Source organism: Allomuricauda sp. CAU 1633 (assembly GCF_017313225.1).
Taxonomy (GTDB): Bacteria; Bacteroidota; Bacteroidia; order Flavobacteriales; family Flavobacteriaceae; genus Flagellimonas.
In genome coordinates this window covers 41,223-63,971 of record NZ_JAFLNE010000002.1, presented here as the reverse complement: position 1 = coordinate 63,971, position 22,749 = coordinate 41,223, and the positions used below count along the sequence as shown (strand labels likewise).

The 22,749-nt window shown below is 41.0% G+C and carries 20 protein-coding genes and 1 pseudogene; 10 read left to right on the top strand and 11 right to left on the bottom strand.

The features are described from left to right. Positions 1 to 82 precede the first annotated feature (82 nt). From J0X14_RS05170 to J0X14_RS05150, 5 genes are all read left to right on the top strand, one after another. Positions 83 to 592 (top strand): integrin alpha, encoded by a 510-nt coding sequence (locus J0X14_RS05170; RefSeq protein ID WP_207096716.1) that lies wholly within the window; start codon positions 83 to 85, stop codon positions 590 to 592. Positions 593 to 647: 55 nt separating this feature from the next. Then, positions 648 to 1,493 carry a glycosyltransferase family 2 protein gene (locus J0X14_RS05165; protein ID WP_207096715.1) on the top strand — a complete coding sequence of 282 codons (846 nt, stop codon included), beginning with the start codon at positions 648 to 650 and terminating at the stop codon, positions 1,491 to 1,493. Between the two features lie 55 nt (positions 1,494 to 1,548). Further along, a complete protein-coding gene (locus J0X14_RS05160) occupies positions 1,549 to 2,046 on the top strand; it encodes a GNAT family N-acetyltransferase (RefSeq protein WP_207096714.1) in 498 nt (165 codons plus the stop codon). Positions 2,047 to 2,386: 340 nt separating this feature from the next. Beyond that, the gene (locus J0X14_RS05155) at positions 2,387 to 3,595 is read left to right on the top strand and encodes a C10 family peptidase (RefSeq protein ID WP_207096713.1); all 1,209 of its coding nucleotides are present in this window, start codon (positions 2,387 to 2,389) and stop codon (positions 3,593 to 3,595) included. A 77-nt stretch (positions 3,596 to 3,672) separates the two neighbouring features. Beyond that, positions 3,673 to 4,101 (top strand): hypothetical protein, encoded by a 429-nt coding sequence (locus J0X14_RS05150; RefSeq protein ID WP_207096712.1) that lies wholly within the window; start codon positions 3,673 to 3,675, stop codon positions 4,099 to 4,101. A 5-nt stretch (positions 4,102 to 4,106) separates the two neighbouring features. Here the strand turns inward: J0X14_RS05150 and pafA are convergent, their stop codons facing one another. Then, positions 4,107 to 5,774 carry an alkaline phosphatase PafA gene (gene pafA, locus J0X14_RS05145; protein WP_207096711.1) on the bottom strand — a complete coding sequence of 556 codons (1,668 nt, stop codon included), beginning with the start codon at positions 5,772 to 5,774 and terminating at the stop codon, positions 4,107 to 4,109. A 119-nt stretch (positions 5,775 to 5,893) separates the two neighbouring features. On the opposite strand from pafA, the gene J0X14_RS05140 reads away from it, so the two are divergent. Further along, on the top strand, positions 5,894 to 6,631 hold the full coding sequence (locus J0X14_RS05140) for an MlaE family ABC transporter permease (protein WP_207096710.1): 738 nt from the start codon (positions 5,894 to 5,896) through the stop codon (positions 6,629 to 6,631). Further along, on the top strand, positions 6,631 to 7,398 hold the full coding sequence (locus J0X14_RS05135; RefSeq protein ID WP_207096709.1) for an ABC transporter ATP-binding protein: 768 nt from the start codon (positions 6,631 to 6,633) through the stop codon (positions 7,396 to 7,398). The genes J0X14_RS05140 and J0X14_RS05135 overlap by 1 nt, the downstream gene beginning before the upstream one ends. A gap of 75 nt (positions 7,399 to 7,473) precedes the next feature. Here the strand turns inward: J0X14_RS05135 and J0X14_RS05130 are convergent, their stop codons facing one another. From J0X14_RS05130 to J0X14_RS05120, 3 genes are read right to left on the bottom strand one after another with little or no spacing between them, the layout of a single operon-like run. Continuing rightward, positions 7,474 to 8,928 carry a DUF389 domain-containing protein gene (locus J0X14_RS05130; RefSeq protein ID WP_207096708.1) on the bottom strand — a complete coding sequence of 485 codons (1,455 nt, stop codon included), beginning with the start codon at positions 8,926 to 8,928 and terminating at the stop codon, positions 7,474 to 7,476. A 3-nt stretch (positions 8,929 to 8,931) separates the two neighbouring features. Continuing rightward, complete coding sequence (locus J0X14_RS05125) at positions 8,932 to 10,011, bottom strand: mannose-1-phosphate guanylyltransferase (RefSeq protein ID WP_207096707.1); 1,080 nt, start codon at positions 10,009 to 10,011, stop codon at positions 8,932 to 8,934. Between the two features lie 14 nt (positions 10,012 to 10,025). Further along, a complete protein-coding gene (locus J0X14_RS05120) occupies positions 10,026 to 10,649 on the bottom strand; it encodes a SprT-like domain-containing protein (RefSeq protein WP_207097494.1) in 624 nt (207 codons plus the stop codon). 169 nt (positions 10,650 to 10,818) lie between these two features. Here J0X14_RS05120 and J0X14_RS05115 point away from each other — a divergent pair, with 169 nt between their 5' ends. Beyond that, a complete protein-coding gene (locus J0X14_RS05115; RefSeq protein WP_242527932.1) occupies positions 10,819 to 13,137 on the top strand; it encodes a glycogen debranching protein in 2,319 nt (772 codons plus the stop codon). Positions 13,138 to 13,139: 2 nt separating this feature from the next. Here J0X14_RS05115 and J0X14_RS05110 read toward each other — a convergent pair. Continuing rightward, positions 13,140 to 13,315, bottom strand: a pseudogene (locus J0X14_RS05110) (short-chain dehydrogenase); the annotation flags it as partial. A 178-nt stretch (positions 13,316 to 13,493) separates the two neighbouring features. Here J0X14_RS05110 and J0X14_RS05105 point away from each other — a divergent pair. Further along, positions 13,494 to 14,267: a hypothetical protein gene (locus J0X14_RS05105; protein WP_207096705.1), complete on the top strand. Its 774-nt coding sequence runs from the start codon at positions 13,494 to 13,496 to the stop codon at positions 14,265 to 14,267. Between the two features lie 15 nt (positions 14,268 to 14,282). On the opposite strand, the gene J0X14_RS05100 is transcribed toward J0X14_RS05105, so the two are convergent. From J0X14_RS05100 to porV, 6 genes are all read right to left on the bottom strand, one after another. Continuing rightward, positions 14,283 to 14,966 carry an SDR family NAD(P)-dependent oxidoreductase gene (locus J0X14_RS05100; protein WP_207096704.1) on the bottom strand — a complete coding sequence of 228 codons (684 nt, stop codon included), beginning with the start codon at positions 14,964 to 14,966 and terminating at the stop codon, positions 14,283 to 14,285. A gap of 160 nt (positions 14,967 to 15,126) precedes the next feature. After that, complete coding sequence (locus tag J0X14_RS05095) at positions 15,127 to 16,122, bottom strand: M28 family metallopeptidase (protein WP_207096703.1); 996 nt, start codon at positions 16,120 to 16,122, stop codon at positions 15,127 to 15,129. A 112-nt stretch (positions 16,123 to 16,234) separates the two neighbouring features. Then, positions 16,235 to 17,875 (bottom strand): pyruvate dehydrogenase complex dihydrolipoamide acetyltransferase, encoded by a 1,641-nt coding sequence (locus tag J0X14_RS05090; protein WP_207096702.1) that lies wholly within the window; start codon positions 17,873 to 17,875, stop codon positions 16,235 to 16,237. Positions 17,876 to 17,879: 4 nt separating this feature from the next. Continuing rightward, entirely contained in the window at positions 17,880 to 18,878 is a 999-nt protein-coding gene (gene pdhA / locus J0X14_RS05085; protein WP_207096701.1) for a pyruvate dehydrogenase (acetyl-transferring) E1 component subunit alpha, read from the bottom strand. 80 nt (positions 18,879 to 18,958) lie between these two features. Further along, entirely contained in the window at positions 18,959 to 19,450 is a 492-nt protein-coding gene (gene cdd, locus J0X14_RS05080) for a cytidine deaminase (RefSeq protein ID WP_207096700.1), read from the bottom strand. Between the two features lie 75 nt (positions 19,451 to 19,525). Further along, the gene (gene porV / locus J0X14_RS05075) at positions 19,526 to 20,671 is read right to left on the bottom strand and encodes a type IX secretion system outer membrane channel protein PorV (protein WP_207096699.1); all 1,146 of its coding nucleotides are present in this window, start codon (positions 20,669 to 20,671) and stop codon (positions 19,526 to 19,528) included. Between the two features lie 402 nt (positions 20,672 to 21,073). Here porV and gldJ point away from each other — a divergent pair, with 402 nt between their 5' ends. Beyond that, a complete protein-coding gene (gldJ, locus tag J0X14_RS05070; RefSeq protein ID WP_207096698.1) occupies positions 21,074 to 22,732 on the top strand; it encodes a gliding motility lipoprotein GldJ in 1,659 nt (552 codons plus the stop codon). The last annotated feature ends 17 nt before the right edge of the window (positions 22,733 to 22,749 follow it).

The following is a 22,749-nucleotide window of genomic DNA, read 5'->3' as shown; positions in this document are numbered from 1 at the left end:
TGATGGCATAATTGATCTAACGGTCGGCGCACGAAGAGATGCAGATGGCGACTCTAGACGAGGTGCGGTCTGGATTTTATTTATGAATGCAGACCTTACGGTAAATTCTTATCAGAAAATAAGCGATATACAAGGTGGATTTGCACCGAATTTGGCTTTTGAAGATTATTTTGCTGGTTCAATCCTTAATGTAGGTGACCAAAACTCAGATGGAACAAACGATATTGTGGTCGGTGCCTTGGGGCACTTGAACCCCACCTTAGGTACCAATACAGGAGCATTTTATATGATTGAACTTAACTCTGATGGCACCGTTTCAGAAGATTTGCTTTATACGTATGGAGAATATTGCTTTTCAGGTGAATTGAATTCGGGTGATTATTTTGGAGGTGCTATTACTTTGTTGGATTCTGGACCAAATCCCACCAAAAAATTGGGTTGCGACCCTTACTTCGCCTTTTCACTGACCAATATTATATTGTTTACGCAGAACGATGATTCTTATCAATTTACAATAAACAATCATCAATGTTCAATACGTTATTGTCATTTCGAGCGCAGTCGAGAAATCTATTTCAACATTGCTCTTTAATTTCAAAACCAAAACTTATTTGGGTTTTGTGAATTGTTTTTTGGAATTTTAGCAAATGCAAATCAGCATTGTCATTCCTGCCCATAATGAAGCTGCTTTCCTCAAGGATTGTCTGGATTCTTTTGTGGTACAAACCCAAAGACCGGATGAAGTTATCCTTGTAGATGACAATTCTACCGACAATACTTTTGCGATTGCCTCAGGATTTTCCCAAACACACGATTGGATAAAAGTGGTGCAACGCCAATCCACTGATAAGCATGTGCCTGGAAAAAAAGTAGTGGACGCCTTTAATTTTGGGCTTCAACATGCCTCAGACTATAATTTAATTGGCAAGTTTGATGCGGATATCATTCTACCGCCCAATTATTTTGAAGAAATCCTGAATCGTTTTCAGGCCAATTGGAAATTGGGCATGTGTTCTGGACTGCTATACATCAAAAAAGGGAACGATTGGGTCTATGAAAACATTGCGGACAAATCCCATATTCGTGGCCCCATAAAACTATATCACAAGGCTTGTTTTGACAAGATTGGTGGTTTACGTCCGGGTGTGGGTTGGGACACTGTGGATGTACTTCTGGCCCAATACCACGATTTTGAAACTTTGGTCGTTCCAGAACTCCATGTAAAACACCTTCGTCCCACAGGACACGGATACAGTACAAAAAACTATCAAACCAAAGGGGAGGCTATGTATAAAATGCGTTATAGCATTGTACTCACCAAAATAGCTGCACTTAAAATGGCTTGGCAGGCCAAAAATCCCAGTTTGTACTTCCTTGCACTTATTGGATATTTCAAAGCCTTTTTTCAACGACGGTCTCGTTATGTTTCCAAAGCAGAAGGAAAATTTATTAGGAGCTACCGTTGGAAAGGGATTTGGTCAAAATTAGTGTGATTTTCAAAAAGTAAATCATCCTATCTTTGTGTTGGAGGCTATTTTTTAGAGGAGCATGACCATCAGAACCGCAGAAATCAAGGACGTAAATTCCATTCTGGAAATCATAAATCATGAAATCCTACACTCAACCGTAGTGTATGATTATCAGGAACGCACCTATGAGCAACAACTTTCTTGGTTTGAGAAAAAAGTAAAGGACAAGATGCCGGTCATTGTTGCTGAAAATGAAAAAAAGGTAGTTGGCTTTGGTACGTATGGCATTTTTAGACCGTGGGATGCCTACCAATTTAGTGTGGAACATTCCATTTATACCCACCATAATTATAGAGGAATGGGAATCGGCAAACACATCATGATAGAACTAATTCGACTAGCCACCAAGCAAGGTTTCCACACCATGATTGCTGGGGTCGATGCCTCAAACAAAGGCAGTTTTGAATTCCACAAGAAATTTGGCTTCCAAGAAATTGGTACGTTCAAGGAAGTGGGCTATAAATTTGATAAATGGCTGGATCTGATTTTTATGCAGTTGTTTCTTAAAAAAGAATAGGTGTCACATTTAATCGAAATACTACCAAATAAACATATAGGTCGTATATCAATGGCCAACTCAAACTCTGATTCTACCTGAGCCAAATCCTAAGTAAACAAACACAAATGATCTAACCATGCATCTCAATGTTGTCAGTTGATAATCATACATCAATTGAAAATAGTTGTTGATGAATTTATAAGCTTCATCCATCAATTCCCATTATTCAAAATCACTTTCAACAATATCTTGCAAAAAAAGCTTACGCAAGTATCAAGTATTTTATGACAAAAAACTGAAACATTGTAATACAAGGAAATCTATTTCTATCAAGCATCCCAAACTAAAACTTGACTCTATGAAATTATTAAGAAAAAGAGTATTGACAGTATTGTCATCAACTATCTTCTTAGTATCCTGTAATAACGATTTAGAAGAACCTATCGGAGAAGTCAATCAAAATCAAGATAGCAATTACTTTGTATCCGAAGATGAAGCAAAATCATTTGCCTCAATTATTACATATACATCTAAAGATAGCAAGTATGGAAAAACAGCTTCAAATTCTAAAATTGTTTCTACAAGTCTGACAGTACCAGATTTCACAGGAAAAGCTGCTTACTATATAATAAACTATACAGAGGGTGGGTTTATCCTTATTTCAGCTGATAAAAGGACCCAACCCATATTGGGTTATTCAGAAAACAACACATTTGTGTTAGATTCCGAAAAACTACCCCAAGGCCTCATTGGTTGGTTAGAAGAAACCTCAATAGATATTGGTAATCTAAGAAGAAGTTTTACAGCAAGTACTGGAATCCCAACAAGAACATTATATAATCCTTGTCCAATGCAACAATTGGTAAATCCGTATCCAAATCTAAATTCGAAATGTTTCAATCAAGGAGGTAACGAATGTAATGACTCTCATACCTATTATGGTCCCTTAATCAATTCGGAGTGGAATCAATGGGATGGTTTTAATAACTTACTTCCAGGTATGGGGTGTAATAGCAACGGGGGAAGACCACCATCAGGATGCGTTGCTACAGCTATAGGGCAAGTGATGAGATATTATCAATTTCCAAACTCCTATAACTGGGGGAATATGCCAATTAGCAATCAGGGGTCTAATGAAGCTTCTGAACTTTTAAGGGATATAGGAAGCGGTTTAAACATGAATTATAATTGTAATGGGTCTAGTGCACAGACATCTGATGGCGTCAGTCTATTAAAAAATATGTTTGGTTATTCTTCAGCTTCATTTGGGGTCTCCGATCATGCTACAATTAAAAACGAAATAATTGCTGGTAGACCTGTAGTTTTAGCAGGATATAATGACAAAGATTGTTTTCTTTGGTGGTGCGGGTATGATAGTGGACATGCTTGGGTTTGTGAAGGTTATAAATCTCACTTTTATTGTGATATAAGTACTCAATTTACATATTACTACATGAACTGGGGGTGGGGTGGAACATATAATGGATATTACGGATACAACTCCTGGAATCCGGGCAACTATAACTTTAAATATAATAAACGAATGATATTTGATATCTCACCTTAAATAAAACAAAGGGTCATAATATTAATTGAATTATCAAACGAAAGGCATAACTCATACCATTCCTAAACGTCAAGAATATGATAAAAAAGGTAATGCTAGTAGTAATATTTGCTATTATAAGTTGCAAGAAAGATTGCAATGAATGCTTTACACCACCACAACCCTTGCTTTTTGAATTTGTTGATGCAAATACCGGGGAAAATTTATTTGACAATGAAACTTTTATGCCCGAACAAATAAAAGTATTGGACATAACCGAAAACAAATTAATAGAACACACTTTTACCAATAACCAACTTACACTAAATTCCTTCGGCTGGGAAACCGAAAAAATTGAGTATAATATATTCATTTCGAACAACATTATTTTTTCTCTCAAAGTGGAAGCTGAAAGAACAAAGGAAAGTTGCTGTGACTTCACCCGTTACAATCAAATCCTTATTCAAGGTTGTGATTATCAATTAAATCCGGAAAGTGGCGTTTATAAAATCCTAGTAAAAAGCTAAACAAATTACTCCAAAACCTGCCCAATCGGCTTCCCAGTAGTTCCGTTCGGGAATGCAATGCCCAATAAGGCCGCTATGGTAGGGGCAATATCCGGAATCTCCGTTCTATTCACCGTACTGCCTTGATTTATCCCCTTTCCATAAAAGAGTAATGGGGTATGGGTGTCATAAATCATGGGCGAGCCATGAGTTGACCCTGTTCTTCCGTAGGAAATAAAACCGGGTTTGGGCACAAACAAGATATCCCCAGAACGTTTTTGGTTATACCCATTCTGTAAAATATAAGGGATTCCTTCCGAATACTCATTCGTCCACATTTGATGGCCGGTGTATACTTGGTTTACCACTTCGTAGCTAAGCAACTCTTTGGCAATATCCTCTTCTGCATCATCCAAGTCAATATCCAAATTGGTTAGGATTTTATGATCCAAGAATATTTGGTTGTTGGATATATTTTTCACCACATCCGTAGTACCATACTTGTATTGCAAGTATTCGTTAAATTCTTCCCGCATTCCTTCCATGTCCAAGTACCCAGCTGGTATTTTTTGGTCGGCCAAATACGCTGGCACATTGATCGCAGCATGGTCCGCTGTTAAAAACACGGTGTATTCCCCTGCTCCTACTTTTTCATCCAAAGCAGCAAAAATTCGGGCCAAATCTTGATCCAATCGCAAGTAGGTATCTTGCACTTCTTTGGAGTTCACTCCAAAAAAATGCCCCACATAATCCGTACTGGAGAAGCTAATCGCCAAGAAATCGGTTATAGTATCGGTACCTAAATCCTCTCCATCCAAAGCCGTTAATGCAAAATCTGCGGTAATACTATTTCCGTATGGGGTAATGCGCAATAACCCAAAATCACCATTGTCTTCCCATAAGCTTGGGAGGTCGTGTGGAAATGCCGTAGTGGTTTCCCCATCTATCTTTCCCTCATAGCTGTTATTGTCAAGACCACTCTCCAGATACGTTTCAATTGGTTTCAGGGTGGTCCAAGGCTTCTTGTATGCTTCAACAGCATCCGAAGTATTAAAATCGTTCACCCATTGGGGCAGGGCATTCATGTAATAGGAACTGGTAATCCAATTACCTGCTGTTCCACCTTCAAACCAATAGGCTGCATTGGCCGAGTGCCCTCCAGGTAATATGGCACCTCTATCCTTTAAGGCCACCGCAATGACTTTCCCCCGTTGTTGGGTATGTAAACGCAATTGATCGGTAACCGTAGTGGTAAGCATTCTGTGGGGGGACATTTGCCCGGCATCGGATGTTGTCCCCACCGATTGATAGCTATCATCGCCTGCACAATACACCTCTTCCCCAGTCTCCTTATCGTACCAATTATTTCCAATGATTCCGTGCGTTGCCGGAGTGGTCCCCGTATAAACCGATGTATGCCCAGGTCCCGTACTGGTAGGCGCATAATTAAAATGGTTGTTCTTACAGTTAAAGCCATCGTTCACCAACCGCTTAAACCCTCCTTCTCCATAGTGATTCCAAAATCGGGTAAGGTAGTCGTACCGCATCTGATCTACCACAATGCCCACCACCAATTTTGGCGATTGGGCAATTTCAACAGGAGTTTTTTCTTCTTGGCTCTTCTTTCTACGTTGTCCATGGCCAAAGCTAGTCATGCAAAAAGCGAGCAACAGTAAAACAAAGTGGTTTTTCATGGGTTGGATTTAACTAAAACGCTAGCAAAGCTATTCATTTATCCTGTTTAAAATTTTAAATGAAGGTTAAAAGCTTAACAATATTCTTATTTTTATCCCCGCAAGTCCAATTTAAGCCCATGAAATATCTTGAAGCGATTGGAAAGTACTTCATCATGATATGGGAAGTATTTAAAAAACCTACCAAATGGCCCATCATGAAATCCTTGATTTTAAAGGAGATTGATGATCTTATTTATGGAGCCATGGGTATTATCATTTTTATTTCCTTTTTTATCGGAGGTGTTGTTACCATTCAAACAGCTCTCAATTTAAACAGTCCTCTTTTACCAAAAAGTCTTATTGGGTTTGCCACCAGGCAATCGGTGATTTTGGAGTTCGCACCCACGTTCACTTCCATCATAATGGCCGGAAAGGTGGGGTCTTATATTACATCCAGTATTGGAACCATGAGGGTAACCGAACAAATAGATGCTTTGGAGGTAATGGGCGTAAATTCCTTGAACTATTTGGTTTTTCCCAAGATCATTGCCACCATGATCTATCCATTTGCGGTGGCCATTTCCATGTTCGTAGGTATTTTGGGCGGATGGATTGCCGCTGTTTTCGGAGGATATGCTCCCAGTGGCGAGTTCATTAAAGGGCTTCAAATGGATTTTGATTCATTCCACGTCACTTATGCTTTCATAAAATCCGTTGTTTTTGCATTTGTCATTGCCACAGTACCTTCTTACCATGGTTTTTACATGAAGGGCGGTGCACTTGAAGTGGGTAAGGCCAGTACCACAGCCTTTGTTTGGACCAGTGTTGTTATTATAATAGTGAACTATCTCTTAACCCAATTACTACTTGGCTAATGATCGAGGTTGAAGACATACACAAATCATTTGGGGATAATCATGTGCTCAAGGGCATTTCCGCCATTTTTGAAAAGGGAAAGACTAATCTAATCATTGGGCAGAGCGGCTCGGGAAAAACTGTTTTCCTAAAATGCTTGTTGGGGCTTTTTGAGCCTGATGAAGGTCAAATTTGCTACAATGGGCAGTATTATTCTGAGCTTTCCACAACAGAACGCCGAGATCTTCGGCAGGAAATGGGTATGGTGTTTCAAGGGAGTGCCTTGTTTGACTCTATGACAGTGGAAGGTAATGTCATGTTTCCTTTGGATATGTTCACCAAACAATCCAAGGCCGAAATGCAAGATCGGGTGGATTTTGTTTTGGAACGCGTAAACCTTATCGATGCCCATAAAAAATTTCCGGCAGAAATTTCTGGGGGAATGCAAAAGCGGGTGGCCATTGCCCGAGCCATTGTAATGAACCCAAAATACCTGTTCTGTGATGAGCCGAACTCTGGCCTAGATCCAAAAACGGCCATTTTAATTGACAATCTTATTCATGAAATCACCCAGGAATATGATATCACTACCATAATCAACACCCACGATATGAACTCGGTGATGGAGATAGGTGAGAAAATTATCTTTCTAAAAAATGGCTATAAAGAATGGGAAGGTACCAACAAGGAAATTTTTAAGACCGATAACCAAGCCGTAACCGATTTTGTATATTCTTCGGAACTCTTTAAAAAGGTACGCCAAATGTATATTGAGGAACGGAACTGAATCAGACATCAGACATCAGACATCAGACATCAGACATCAGACATCAGACATCAGACATCAGACATCTAAAAAAAATCATTTTACTTCATTAATCACCAAAGTTGAATCCTGCAACCTCAGTTTCAACCAACTTAGCATTTTCTTGGCATCAGCATCTTTTTGACTGTTCTGAACCCCATCTTTCCATTTTACTTCAAAAACGGGTACCGTATCAAGCTTGTTAAAGTCGGTCTGGATTCGATACGAAAAGCCCAAACCGGCCAAGTTTTCGTAATTGGCTCTGGCTTCGGCACTGATAACGGAAAAAGGGATTTGCTTCCCAAAACTCTTGGTTAAGCTGGCCACCTCTTCTTCCAAAAGGCGTATTTGTTCATCTTTATTGAGGAGTTCAGCCTTGTTTTTTTCATAGAGCTCACTTACATAAGTGAACTTTTCTTCAGAATCGTCCTTACCTCCTTGAATAATATGAAGTTCGGCGTCCTTTAGTCGTGCATATTGGTTTTTTTGTACCCGCCACGTGTTCAATACATTCTCCGGAATCAACTCGTCTCCCATACAAACAACCTCAATAAGAGAAGTTCCATCATCCACATACTCAATTTTGGTCAGGTTGTCCACATATCGTCCTGCCCCTTCAAACTGATATACATCAATAGTCTCTTTTAAAAACTCTTGGGCCTGCTTTTTAAAAAGGGACTCCTGAAAAACCTGGTAAAATGTAAATCCAGCCGGAATCATCACCAAAATGCCCGTAATTGAAGCCAAACGCGCTATCAATCGCCTTCTATGTGAATTGGCGTAACGCACCATGGGAAATCGCAGAAACTTGATGACCAAAAAAGTGGCCAATCCAATAAAAATGGTGTTAATGGTAAACAAGTACATGGCCCCTGCTGCATACCAAGGTTTCCCAATGGCCAGTCCAAAACCAACGGTACAAAGGGGCGGCATCAATGCTGTTGCAATGGCAACCCCAAAAATAACACTGGCTATAGTCCCTTTCTTCGCCCGAGCAATCACAAGGGCAAGCCCACCAAAAAATGCAATCAATACATCTCGGATATCTGGTTTGGTTCGCGCCAAAAGCTCCGAAGATTCATCACGCAATGGAAATAGATAAAAAAACAAAAATGCGGTGATAACGCTCAACACCACCATTACGGTAAAATTCTTGAGGGAACGTCGCAAGGTATCAATATCGTTGATGGCCAAGGACAGACCCATTCCCAAAATAGGGCCCATCAATGGGGAAATCAACATCGCTCCAATGACCACAGCTGTAGAGTTGGCGTTCAACCCTACGGAAGCGATAAAAATGGAACAAATCAAAATCCAAGAGGTATGACCCTTAAATGGAATATCTGCGATAATGGATTCCTTGGTGGCGGCAGCATCCGTATTGGTCCGAATTTCCAACAATTCAGACAAAAACTTGCGCACGCTTCCCAAAAGGCCTTTGAAGTCCTTTTTTACATCGTCACCACTATCGTGATTAGGTGTAGCTCCCCCGCTTAATTGATTTTCACTCATATGTTATGCAAACTGATCGCCAAATTTTTCCTTGACTTGGCTCAATACTTTTTTAATATCCTGTTGTTTGGATTTGGGGTAAATCAACAACACCTCTTCCTTGTCCACAATAATATAGTCTTCCAATCCATCCACTACCACAATTTTCCCCTTTGGGGAACGAATCATATTGCCTTTGGCATCCTCCAATAACACTTGGCTATTGACCACGGCATTTTGAGATTCATCTTTGTCCAACTTATCATAGAGTGCGCCCCAGGTGCCCAGGTCGTTCCAATCAAAAGTAGCCGGTAAGGTATAAATGGATTTGGATTGTTCCAAGATAGCATAATCTATGGATATGTTTTCTGCCTTGGCATAATTTTCTTGGATAAACGCTTTTTCTTCATTAGTGTTATAGCTGGAGATACCAGAACCAAACAACTCATATTGGCTAGGCTGATACGTTTTGAATGCATCCACTATTGTCCTTACGCTCCACATAAAAATCCCTGCATTCCACAAAAAATTACCTTGGGCCAAAAACTCTTTTGCGGTTTGATAATCCGGTTTCTCCCTAAACTGGGACACATTTTTAAGCTCTTCGTCACTCCCCTTCTCAAATTCGATATAACCAAAACCTGTATTGGGAAAAGTAGGCTGAATACCTAGGGTACAGAGTACATCTTCCTTTTCACATTTGTCAAAACAAGCAGTAACATCTTTTGCAAAGGCTTCTTCATCTTCAATCCAATGATCACTTGGGGCTACGATCATTACCGCGTTTGGGTTCATTTTCTGGATTTTCAATGAAGCGTATAAAATACAAGGAGCCGTGTTCCGCATGGCAGGTTCCAACACCACTTGTTCTGGTTTTACTTTAGGCAATTGTTCCAAAACAAGATCATTGTATCGCTCGTTGGTGAGAATCAAAATATTTTCAGTGGGAATAAACCGATTCAAACGATCAAAGGTTTTTTGAATCAAGGTTTTCCCGGTTCCCAGCATGTCATGGAACTGTTTGGGATTGGCTGTAGTGCTTACGGGCCAAAATCGGGAACCAACCCCTCCGGCCATCAATACAGCATAATAGTTCTTATTCATGATATTTATTTTTATTAGAACGGAGGCTCAATAGGTTTATCCGTGACCAATTCCACTTCTGCATTAGGCTGAAACAAATATAATCTGCCTGTAGACAACTCCACACATTCGTATCGTTTTACTTTCTTTTTTCCTTTTTTGAATTGCCTACCATTGTACAACCTAAAAATGCTTCCCACAGGCAGTTCGTATACATAGCTGTTTTTTCTTTCTTCCTGATCAAAAGCTTTTAGCGCAATGGACAATCTAGCATCTGTGCTACTACTGGCCTTTGGGTTTTTAAAATGGTTGGCAATGATGGGTAGCAGTTGTGTTGGAAAAACTTCAGGACGAATAAAAGGAACCATTAAATGCTGAAAGGTACGCTTCCATTCCATTCCATGGGGTTTTATTCGGCGACCATGCCGTTCAAAGGCGACCAAATGCGCTATTTCGTGGACGAGCGTGATCAAGAATCGATATTTGTTCAGCGATGCATTTACCGTAATCTGATGCATTCCATTCGGCATCCTCCGGTAATCCCCGTGGCGGGTAACCCGATGATTTACAATTTTTAGATGCACACCATGGTCCTTTATCAACTCAAAACAGGGAGCTACGGCGCGTTCCGGTAAATATTTCTCTAAAGTGCTGTCCAATTCAATTTGTTCTTCCAAATACGAAGTTACACGGTACAAATCAAACTCATATAAATCCAGAAAATTTATCTGCGTATTTTTATCAAAATTTGAATTTATGAGATGGCCCAATTATACATTAGCCCTCCTTGGATTTCTTTTCTGGAATTGTTCAGAAACCGAAAAACCGATGGCGCTTTCAAGTCTAATGGAAAACAGTACTCATATCAATGGGAAAACTGAGTATTTGGAATCCCCTTTTGTTACGGCGGGAAATAGGGTATATATGGTTGGTCATCAAGACGGCTCCTTTCCGGAATTGGGATGGCATATAAAAGGTGAAATGGGGGGTATTTGGAACCATCCCATTAAATTGATGGATGGATTTGACATTGAACTAAAGTGGAATGATGAATCTTACCTGCTGAATAAAGCCGATACGTTTGTCAACTATCCATTTGCCAATACGCATCAGTTTGTGGTTCCTTCAAAAAATATTTCCGTGAACCGATGGCAATTTGTTCCAGATGATTTGGAAGGGCTCTTGGTTCAGGTTGAATTGACCAATACCGGCTCAACAGCAACCACATTTGATTTGGATTTTACGGGTCATTCGGATTTAAGACCGACGTGGTTGGGGGAACGCACCCACATGAATGATGCCCAAGATGAGGCCGTTTTTGAGGAAGCTATTCAGGGTTGGATAGCAAAAGATAAGGATAATCCTTGGTTTGTTTGTTATGCCAGTGATACTGCTCCGGCTCAAAAATCTGAAGTAAAAAATACTTACAGTGGCTTGGGTGCTTCCAACCAATTGTCCTATGCAATGGAAATTGAGCCCAATGAAACCAAAACCATCAATTTTATTGTTGCTGGCTCATACACCTCAAAAGAAAACACCATTACCACATTTAATACCATAAAATCAGATTGGCTTCATCTATTATCGGACAAAAAGGAACGGTATCAGCAATTGGCCCAGCAATCTAAATTGACCATTCCCGATAAAAAAATGCAACAAACCTTTGAATGGTTAAAATACAACTGCGATTGGCTGGTACGGACCGTTCCTGAAATCGGCACTGGAATCACTGCGGGCATTCCCGATTATCCATGGTGGTTTGGGGTGGACAGTGAGTACGCCCTTCAAGGGTATATGGCCATTGGACAAACCGATGCCGTCTACAGCACCATTGCTTTATTGGACAGCGTTTCCACCAGCGTGAACAGCAACGGGAAGATCATTCATGAAATGTCTACCAATGGAGCAGTTTTTAACAAAGGCAATATCAACGAGACGCCTCAATTTGCTTCGTTGATTTGGAGCATTTACCAATGGAACGGCGACCTGTCATTTCTGGAAAAATACTTCCCAACCATAGAAAAGGGCCTTTTGTGGTTGATGAAAGAAAATGATTTGGACGGCAATGGTTTCCCCGAAGGTTTTGGGATGATGGAAATTCATGGGTTGGACAGCGAAATGATTGATGTGGCCGCCTATTCCCAAAGAGCATTTGCTGATGCAGCGCTAATGGCAAAGGAATTGGGCAAGGATTCACTCGCCTTGCAATATCAAAATATTGCTGATGAGCTCAAAAATAAAATCAACACCGAATTTTGGTCCGAAAATTTCAATTCGTATGCCGATTTTATTGGAACGGATGCCCAAGCCTTACATCTGATTGAGGATGCTATTGTTCGAGCCGATACCTTGAACAAACCGTGGGCCGTTGAAGAACTCGAAGCCACAAAAGAGTTTGTTAAGAAAAACCCTTCCAGCAAACCAAGACCCTTTGTGATGCACCACAATTGGGTGGTGAACACTCCCATGGAAATGGGAATTGCAGATAGCACGAAGGCCATCAAAGCCTTGAAAACTGCAGAGCAATTTGTGAACCCGTTTGGGGTTTTTGTGACGGGGATTGATCGTGACCAGTCAGCTGGTTCCGATGACGGTTCGTTTAAGGGATCTAAAATTTTCTCCTATACTGGAGCCGTAATGACCTTACCCACAGGGGTACAAGCACGAGCTGAAAATAATTATGGGAGGCCTAACGAGGCTCTCAACTATTTGGAACGGATGACCCGCACCTTTAGTTATGCCTTTCCGGGCAGTATGTATGAGGTTTCCCCTGATTATGGCATGATAACGCAAGCTTGGAACATTTATAGCTTTGCCTACCCTATTGTGCACCAGTTTTTTGGCATTCAACCCAATGCTGCACAAAAAGAAGTTGTGATTTCCCCATTAATGCCCGATGCATGGGATGATTGTGCTTTGCAAAACGTGAAAATTGGTGATGGTGCCAATGAAATTTCCATGTTCTACACTAAAAAAGAGGGTAAAACCACCATCAAAATTGAGCAGAGCAATGCTGAGTGGAAAATCAAATTGAAGATTCCAAAAAGTCAGTTGAACCAATTGCAAATTTTGGAAGGCACCCTATCAGCTTCGGGAAATGAAGCTTGGATTGAATCTGATAAAATGAAGGTGGAAGTTTCGTATTAAAACTACGGCGTACTATTGCTTACTTGTAACAACTTTCCATTATAAAGTTTTGTCCGGTCAAGGCAAAATCCTTGATATACGAAGCCATTTCCAAGGCGGTAACGGGGGCTTGGTAACCCGGAAAAGCTTCTTCCAACATTTCGGTCTGTACGGCACCCAAAACTAGCACGTTAAAAGTAATCTGCTGCACTATCTATGGTAATCTAATGTACGCTTTGGCAATTATTTTGGACAAATGTTCCTCATCTATCAAACGAAATTGAGGCTTCATCAATTAAAGAATTGCTCTACAAGTTGGGTTTTATATTTTTCTGACTCAAGAAATTCCATCCCCAGGAAAATAAAACAATCGTCCCATGCAAAAACTCGTACTTTTTATCGTATTCGGAAGTTTCAGTTACTTATTGGATGCACAGACTTCCATTGTTCAATATTATGATTCATATGTTGCTATTGAAAAAGATAGTAATGCATACCGCATTAGTCACAAAGAAAATGGCAAAAGGTTTGAGAACTTGAATTTTGCCCGAATCATCGTTCACTATTTTCAAATACTTGACAATGAAAACAATATGTTTTATTTGGATCAAGACCTCAATGTTCTGGATGACATTACAGAAACTATTGATGGCTGTGGGATTTATAGTCGGTATAGACGGTCCGTTGAGCCAACCCGGAAAAAATTTGTTATTAAGGAACTAGAAGAGTTCCACACTGCGCATCCAGAAGTAACAACAACCACCTCTACATTGGAGGAAATACCCAAAAGCATGGCGGACAAGGTTTATTTTATAAACGGAGAAGACAATCTATATATTGAGGACTCATTTTGTTCTGCTGTAAATGGAGTAAGTCCAAAAATGTTGATACTTGAGAAAAAGGGCAAATATTTTACATTGGAAAACCCAAATACAACATATGATTCCATAAGCTTCGTAAATTATTGTCGCCCGCTTAAAACTAAAATCAACGATTTATACGGCTTGTTGGGGCACACATGCGTTCAACCCAAATACAAACACATTTCTGATTTTGATTTTTTTCTGGCCAAAGCAGAATTGCCCAATAATGAAACTGTTTATATCGACATCGACGGCAATGAATATCATTCCAACCCATCGAAAAAATAAAATTTGCTAGAATATTTAGGGGGTACTATTGCTCACTTGCAACAATTTCCCATTATAGAGTTTTTGTCCTGTTAAGGCAAATTCCTTGATATAGGTGGCCATTTCCAAAGCAGTAACAGGTGCTTGGTAGCCTGGAAAAGCTTCTCCCAACATTTCGGTCTGTACGGCGCCCAACGCCAATACATTAAAACTGGGGCCGGTTTCTTTATGTTCCTCAGCCAATAGTTCTGTTAAGGTAATTACGGCTCCTTTGCTAGAACTGTAAGCTGAGAGTCCTGGAAACTTTACGCTGCCCTGCACCCCACCCATGGAACTAATGGTAACCACATGCCCTCCTTGACCCATCTGTGGTAAAACAGTTTTGATTAATTCAGCGACACCAAACACATTTACTTTGTAAACCGCTTCAAATTCTTCAGTGGTTGTTTCTGAAAAAGGCTTATTGAGCAAACGTCCTGCATTGTTGATGAGCACATCTACGATGTGCCACTGTTCCTGCTCCAGAAAGTCCGTTACTTTTTCAAAATCCACTGGGTTGGCCAAATCAAATGGTAAGGCATGAACATTGGGTAGGTCTAAATCAGCAATGGGTTGGGTATTTCTAGATAAGGCGAGCACATTATGCCCCTCTTGGGCAAAAAGGCGCACCAACTCAAAACCAATTCCCCGGCTTGTTCCCGTGATGATAATGTTTGCCATATCTAGCTCATTTTGTCATTCTAGCAAAGTGGTGAATTCATTGTCCAAAGTTCACCCATATTCCATTCGACACGAATTTCACGAATAGACACGAAAAATCCAAACATTGATTTTCAGGACCTCACTCATCCCCAGAAGGGGGCGAGAAGGCTTTTTGAACTTAGTTCAACTTGATTTCATTTTCAGGGCCATTGGCGATCCCTTCGATAACGGGTAATACCTTGTTCACCAAGGTAGCCATGTGCCCAAAATCCATAAGGTCAACCTCATCTCCCACTTTATGGTAGTGCCCAAAATTGGTAAAATCGAAGGTGCAAAACGTATGGGATGGTACTCCAAATTCCTTGTGAAAGGCATAATTGTCCGAACGTTGGTACAAATTGTACTCTTTTGCCGTTGGTAAGAAACCTACTAAGTTTTCATCAGCATATTTGTTGCACACTTCAGCCAAATTGGAGCGCTCATACCCTGTGATATACACAAAGTAATCCTTACCCTGCAAGGGTACGCCTGTCATTTCAAAATTGAGCATGGTATATAAATTCAGGTTCTGTTCTTTTAATCTTTTGGCCAAGTGCTCAGAACCCAACAATCCTTTTTCTTCCGCAGTGAAAAGCGCAAAAATTAAACTTCGCTTATTGGTCTTATGGGTGCCGAAGTATCGTGCCATTTCCATGACCGAAGTGGTTCCGGATGCATTATCATTGGCCCCATTGGCTATATAATCCCCATTTTCGGGAGCAATGGTGCCAATATGGTCGTAATGCGCTCCAATTACAATGTATTCATTCTTTAAAACCGGGTCGTTCCCTTCAACAATCCCCACAATATTATAGGAAGGGTCCTTATAATTGGTAATCGTATCCCGATACGAATCGAAATAGGGCTTTACACCGTAGGATTTAAAGTGATTTTCAATGTATTGGGCCGCCATTTCAATGCCTTCACTTCCAGAATCGCGACCCTTTAGATCGTCTGAAGCTAGATAGTTCATAATTTCACCTATACGCTCCCCATTGGTAAAGGTGTCATCATCACTTTTTGCAGTATTGACCGTTACACTCTGATCTCCTCCTTGTGAAGGAGTCTGAACCATTTTAGTGGAGCCACAGGTCATCAGAAATATCAGAGCAAATGCATGTAAGAACAGTTTCATCTTTTCGTTTTTTGAATTTTCTAAAGATAAAAAAAGCATCCTAAAAGGATGCTTCTAATTAATATGATGTCAAACCGTCCCTTTTCGACTCTGCTCAAGGGACAGTTATTTATTATGCCAACATGGTCACTGGGTTTTCCAAATAGGCTCTTAGTGTCTGGAGGAATTGAGCGCCCACCGCACCATCCACAGTCCTGTGGTCACAGGCCAAGGTTACTTTCATGGTATTGCCAACAACAATCTCACCATTTTTAACCACTGGTTTTTCCACAATGGCTCCAACGGATAGGATTGCCGAATTAGGCTTGTTGATAATGGAGGTAAACTCTTGAATGCCAAACATTCCCAGATTGGAAACAGTAAAGGTGCTCCCTTCCATTTCATCGGGCTTTATTTTTTTGGTTCGTGCCCTACCTGCCAAATCTTTGACCGCAGCACCCAACTGCGTCAATGAAAGATTGTCGGCAAATTTAATGACTGGAACCACTAAACCTTCATCAACGGCAACAGCAACACCCATGTGGATGTGGTGCTTAAAGATAGTGGCATCGTCCGTCCAAGTGGTATTTACCTGCGGATGTTTTTTTAAGGCCATGGCGCAAGCCTTCAATACCATATCGTTGAAAGATACCTTGGTATCGGGCAAATTGTTGATCTGTGCTCTTGATGCCTTTGCATTGTCCATATCCACTTCTATGGTCAGATAGAAATGTGGTGCTGTAAACTTGGAGGCACTCAAATGCTTTGTGATGGCTTTCCGCATGGAAGAGTTTTTCACCTCTTCAACACTTTCTTCGCCTACCGGCAAGCTTATTGGAGCAATTGGAGCAGCAGCAGCTTCCGATGCTTTTTCGGTAGCCGGAGCGGCAGCAGTTTGTGATGGTTGATAGTTTTCAACATCCCGTTTTACGATTCTTCCGTTATCGCCAGAACCTTTAACATTTGATAGGTTGATTCCTTTTTCCTCGGCTATTTTTTTGGCCAATGGTGATACAAAAATGCGATTTCCATCTTGGGAAGCGGTAGTTTCCGTCTGAACCGGTTCTTCTGATTTGGATTCAGCTTTTGGTGCCACTTCTTCTTTTGGGGTACTTGGAGCAGAACCTCCACCAGCTTGTGCCTTTAATACCGCATCCACATCGGTTCCTTCCGGACCAATGATGGCCAAAAGGGAATCCACTGGGGCACCTTCGCCTTCTTGGATTCCAATATGCAATAATTTACCAGAGTAAAAAGATTCAAACTCCATCGTGGCCTTATCTGTTTCGATTTCGGCCAAAATATCGCCTTCTTCCACTTCATCACCCACTTTTTTCAACCAACTGGCCACGGTTCCTTCTTCCATGGTGTCACTCAAACGGGGCATGGTAATGACTTCAACCCCATCAGGAATTTCAGCAGGTGCACCTGCAGGTTCAGCAGCACTTTCCTCAGCTTTGGTTGCGGGAGCCTCAGCAGTTTCTTCTTTGGATTCGGTTGCACCTCCTCCATTGAGCAAGGCAGAAATATCCTCTCCTTCATCACCAATAATGGCTAAAAGTGAATCAACCGGAGCGCCGTCTCCTTCCTGTATTCCTATATGAAGAAGGGTTCCCTCATGGAAGGATTCAAACTCCATGGTAGCCTTGTCGGTTTCGATTTCGGCCAAAATATCGCCTTCTTCCACTTTATCACCTACTTTTTTGAGCCATTTTGCCACGGTACCTTCTTCCATGGTGTCGCTCAATCTCGGCATGTTGATTACTTCTGCCATCTACTTATAATTTATGTTGTAAAAATGGATAGTCTTCTTGTTCGTATACAGTATCGTACAATTGCTCTTTTGGCGGAAAATCTGATTCCTCTGCAAATTTTTCGCATTCGCTTACCAAATCCTTCACGCCTTTATCAATCTTCTTTAAGTCTTCCTCAGAAGCATATCCTTTTTCCAGAATAATATCTTTTACTTGGGTAATGGGGTCAATCTTTTTGTACTCCTCCACTTCTTCTTTGGTTCGGTAATGTTGTGCATCACTCATAGAATGCCCTCTATATCTATAGGTTTTCATCTCCAAGAATGTTGGACCTCCTCCTGTTCTGGCACGTTCAATGGCTTTGTCCATTTCTTTGGCCACAATGGCTGGATCCATACCATCCACCGGTCCGCAAGGCATTTCATAGCCCAATCCCAATTTCCAGATATCTGTGGTATGCGCTGTACGGGCTACCGAAGTTCCCATGGCGTAGCCATTGTTTTCACAAATGAACACTACAGGCAATTGCCACAACATGGCCAAGTTAAACGCTTCGTGCAAGGAACCTTGGCGTACAGCGCCATCTCCCATATAACAAAGCGTCACTGAATCCCTTTTAAAATATTTATCGGCAAAGGCAAGTCCAGCTCCCAACGGAATCTGTCCCCCCACAATTCCATGACCACCATAAAAGCGATGTTCTTTGGAAAAAATGTGCATGGAGCCCCCCATACCCTTAGAGGTTCCCGTAACCTTTCCAAAAAGCTCGGCCATAACACGTCTGGGATCCACACCCATTCCAATAGGCTGTACGTGGTTTCGATACGCGGTTATCATTCGGTCCTTGGTAAGGTCCATGGCATGCAGCGCGCCTGCCAAAACTGCTTCCTGACCATTGTACAAATGTAGGAAGCCCCTAACTTTTTGTTGAATATATACTGCGGCCAATTTGTCCTCGAACTTTCTCCAGAACAGCATGTCCTCATACCATTTAAGGTAAACTTCTTTGGTGATTTTTTTCATCAACGATGTTATTATGTGAAATTCCCCTCTTCTGGGGAGAGCAAAAATACATATATATCTGTTTTGGAAAAAGAATTGGTTTAAGAATCCCCCAAAAATGAACTATTGAAAGCCAAGGGTAAAATATCAGCCATGGAATTACATTTATATATGGGCCCTTTTTCCGCCTTGAGCAAGATAACAATGGGTGATTTTTGATTCTGTTCATATTCCATAATGGACTGCCTGCAATTGCCACAAGGTGCGGCAGGTGAATCAACCAGATGATGTCTTGAGCTAGCAGTGACCGCCAACATTTTAAGGGCAACCCCGGGGTATCTTGCCCCAGCTTGAAATACTGCTACGCGTTCCGCGCAGAGACCGGAAGGATAGGACGCATTTTCTTGGTTACTCCCAATAATAATCTCTCCATTTTCCAGTAAAACGGCAGCACCTACCTGAAAATTGGAATAGGGAGCGTAGGCATTTTTCTGGGCTTGTTCAGCGGCATGTAACAATTTTTGCTCACTTTGTGAAAGCTCACTCACATCTTGGTAGATGGAAAGCTCAAAACCAATCTGTTTTTTTTCCATATCACTTGGGTCTTTCCCAAAAATAAGAAAAGCCTGTCGGTGGACAGGCTTTCATCAATACTATTTTACGCTTCTTTAGTCGTTATAGAACTCCTCACCAAAATTAAAGGTAAGTGAAAAACGCAATGTGTTTTCCAATGGGTTCTTTACCTGCGAGGTGGAGAACAAATACGAAAGGTCTATTTGTGCTGATTTAAACATAAAACCAGCTCCTAGGGTAAAGAACTTACGTGACCCTTTTTCTTCGCTTTCATTAAAATATCCACTGCGAAGCATAAAGGCCTCCCTAAATCTATATTCGGCACCAACGGCCCAAGTAATTTCTTTTAGTTCTTCACTGAAACCATCTGGTGCATCTCCAAAGGACTCAAACATTCCTTTAAAGAAGCTTATGCTTTGGTATTCGTCATTATCCTCTGGCCCTATAATCCCGTCTCCTGTAAAATCCCTTGGGGTAGGCACCAATAATTTGTTGAACTCGGTATTGATTGCCAAAACGTTATCCTGATCAAAGATAAAGTCGAAGCCTCCACCAAATTTTAAGTTGGTGGGCAAAAAGTTTTCTTGTCCTCCTTCATCGTATTGCAAGGAACCTCCAATATTTGAAATATTAAAACCAGCTCTCCAACGGCCATCAAAATTGTTATATGCAATTTCTCTGGAACGGAAAAATCCGGCTATATCAACTGCAAAGGCATTTGCGGCTTGGGAATCCTGCGTTCCATCCTGAAATCTTAGATTGGAGCTTATAAACCGTCCTCCTACAGCCATGGAAAAAGTTTGGCTCAATTTTAGGGAGTACGACCCATCTATAGCAAATTCATTGGGTTTAACAAGTGTTGCATCCTCATCAATGGTCTGGCGCAATTCTATTTCACCCAAACCAAAATAGCGAAGACCAAAGGCGAAAGCGCTCCGGTCGTTGAGCTTGTTATAAAAATTGGCGTTCAGCAGCGAAACATCATTGACAATGGTTTCCAAATAGGGGGTATAACTTACTCCCACTCCCATTTTTTGGGTTGCAAATGCATACTTGGCGGGGTTCCATTGTTGCGAGTAGGCATCAAAAGAGGTGGCCACGCCCATATCCCCCATACCAGAGGCCCTGGCATCTGCAGAAATGGTCAAAAAAGGAACGGCAGTTGTAATAGCTCTTTCTTGCTGTGCGCTCAACCGGGTAACCACGGTAAGGAACACTACCAATATGAGTAACTTTTTCATTTTAACGTATTAGTGTATTTAGTGAATAGTAAAGTTCTAGGTTTAAAAACTGTCATAGACGTTTACATGTAAACGGGCTTTTGGGCAAATTCTTATAGTAAGGTGCCGTTTTTTTGAACAAATTTTAGACAAATGACAAAATAATGTATGAATAAAAACCTTTTTTTCCGTTCTAATCATATATATAATCGTTAAAACAAAGGCCATCCATACTATTTTAAACCTTGATGCGTTACAGAAGTGTAGCAAATGTTGATCACGACATTGATGCAAATATTTTGCGAGCACAAAATATTATGGCCAAAACATCGTTTTAATGCCATTGAAGGATTTAAAAAATCAAAACAAATTGAAGTTACTGAGGGCATAAAGCCTTAAGTATAAAGTACTCAAGCCCAAATTATGAAAAAGCACTTTATCAAAGTTGTACTTTCTTGCGCCATTGTAGTGGGAAGCTTTTCGAGTTGTAAAAACTCATCATCTTCATCATCCAAAAACGTCTCTAGAGCCACGGGATGGAAAATTAATGCCAAAGAAGGTGGATTCCAATATAATTCAGATTTTAAGGAGCAGGAAACCCCTCCCGGAACCGTGTTTGTTGAAGGAGGAACCTTTACCAAAGGTAAGGTCCAAGATGACATTATGCACGACTGGAACAACACACCAACCCAACAGCACGTACAATCGTTCTACATGGATGAAACCGAGGTAACCAATGTTATGTATTTGGAGTACTTGGATTACCTAAAAGAGGTATATCCTCCAGAAAACCCTACCTATGCCAACATATACACAGGGGCTTTACCAGACACCTTGGTTTGGAGAAACCGGTTGGGTTTTAACGAGACCATGACCAACAACTACCTTAGGCATCCGGCTTATGCTGAATACCCCGTGGTTGGTGTAAACTGGGTACAAGCCAGTCAGTATGCCGAGTGGAGAACTGATAGAGTAAACGAATTAATGTTGGAAAGAGAAGGCTACTTAGCTGAAGATGCCAAATACAGGGTAGTTAACGGTGAAGCTAGTGGCACTTTCAGTACGGAGGCCTATTTGAACAATCCAGAGTCTGTATATGGTGGTGAAATCGACTCCTTACAAGGAAAACAAAAACGTGATTCCATCAACACCTTTGCCAAACGAAGCAGTGGTGTTATTATGCCAGAATATAGACTCCCAACGGAAACTGAATGGGAATATGCCGCCCAAGCTCTTGTTGGAACAAGGGAATATAACAACTATAGAGGTAGAAAAAAATACCCTTGGGAAGGGGATTACACCCGAAATGGACAACGTGTAGGTCGTGGAGACCAGTTGGCCAACTTTAAGCAAGGTAAGGGCGATTATGGCGGAATCGCAGGTTGGTCTGATGATGGTGCCGATATTACCGCCCAAGTTAAATCGTACAAACCCAACGATTTTGGACTGTACGATATGGCTGGAAACGTTAGCGAATGGGTAGCTGATGTATACCGACCTATTGTGGATGATGAAATCAGCGACTTCAACTACTATCGTGGTAACGTTTTTATGAAAAAAGCCATTGGAGAAGATGGGAAAGTTGAGATTTTGGAAGATAAAATTGTGTATGACACTTTGCCTAACGGAAAAATAGTTGCTGTTAACCTTCCAGGTGAAATCAAAGAAGTTCCGATTACAGACCAAGAAACCTATTTAAGAACAAATTTTGACCAAAGTGACAACCGTGGATATAGAGACGGTGATCCAGGTTCTTCGAGATTCTTTAGCAGGTTCAATGATGAAGAGGACAACCGAAAAATGTACGATTCTCCAAAACACAAGGTTGAGCGTGATTCCACTGGTAGCTTAATTCGTCAATATGACACCTCCAACTACAGAACTTCGTTGATCAATGATGAAGTTAGAGTATACAAAGGTGGTTCATGGAGAGACCGAGCTTTCTGGCTAGACCCAGCACAACGTAGATATCTGCCACAATATATGGCTACGGACGATATTGGATTCAGATGTGCCATGTCTAGGGTTGGATCAAAATCCAAAACCAACAACAAAACGGTTAGACATAAAAAAGCAAGATAAATTTATCTCACAAATTT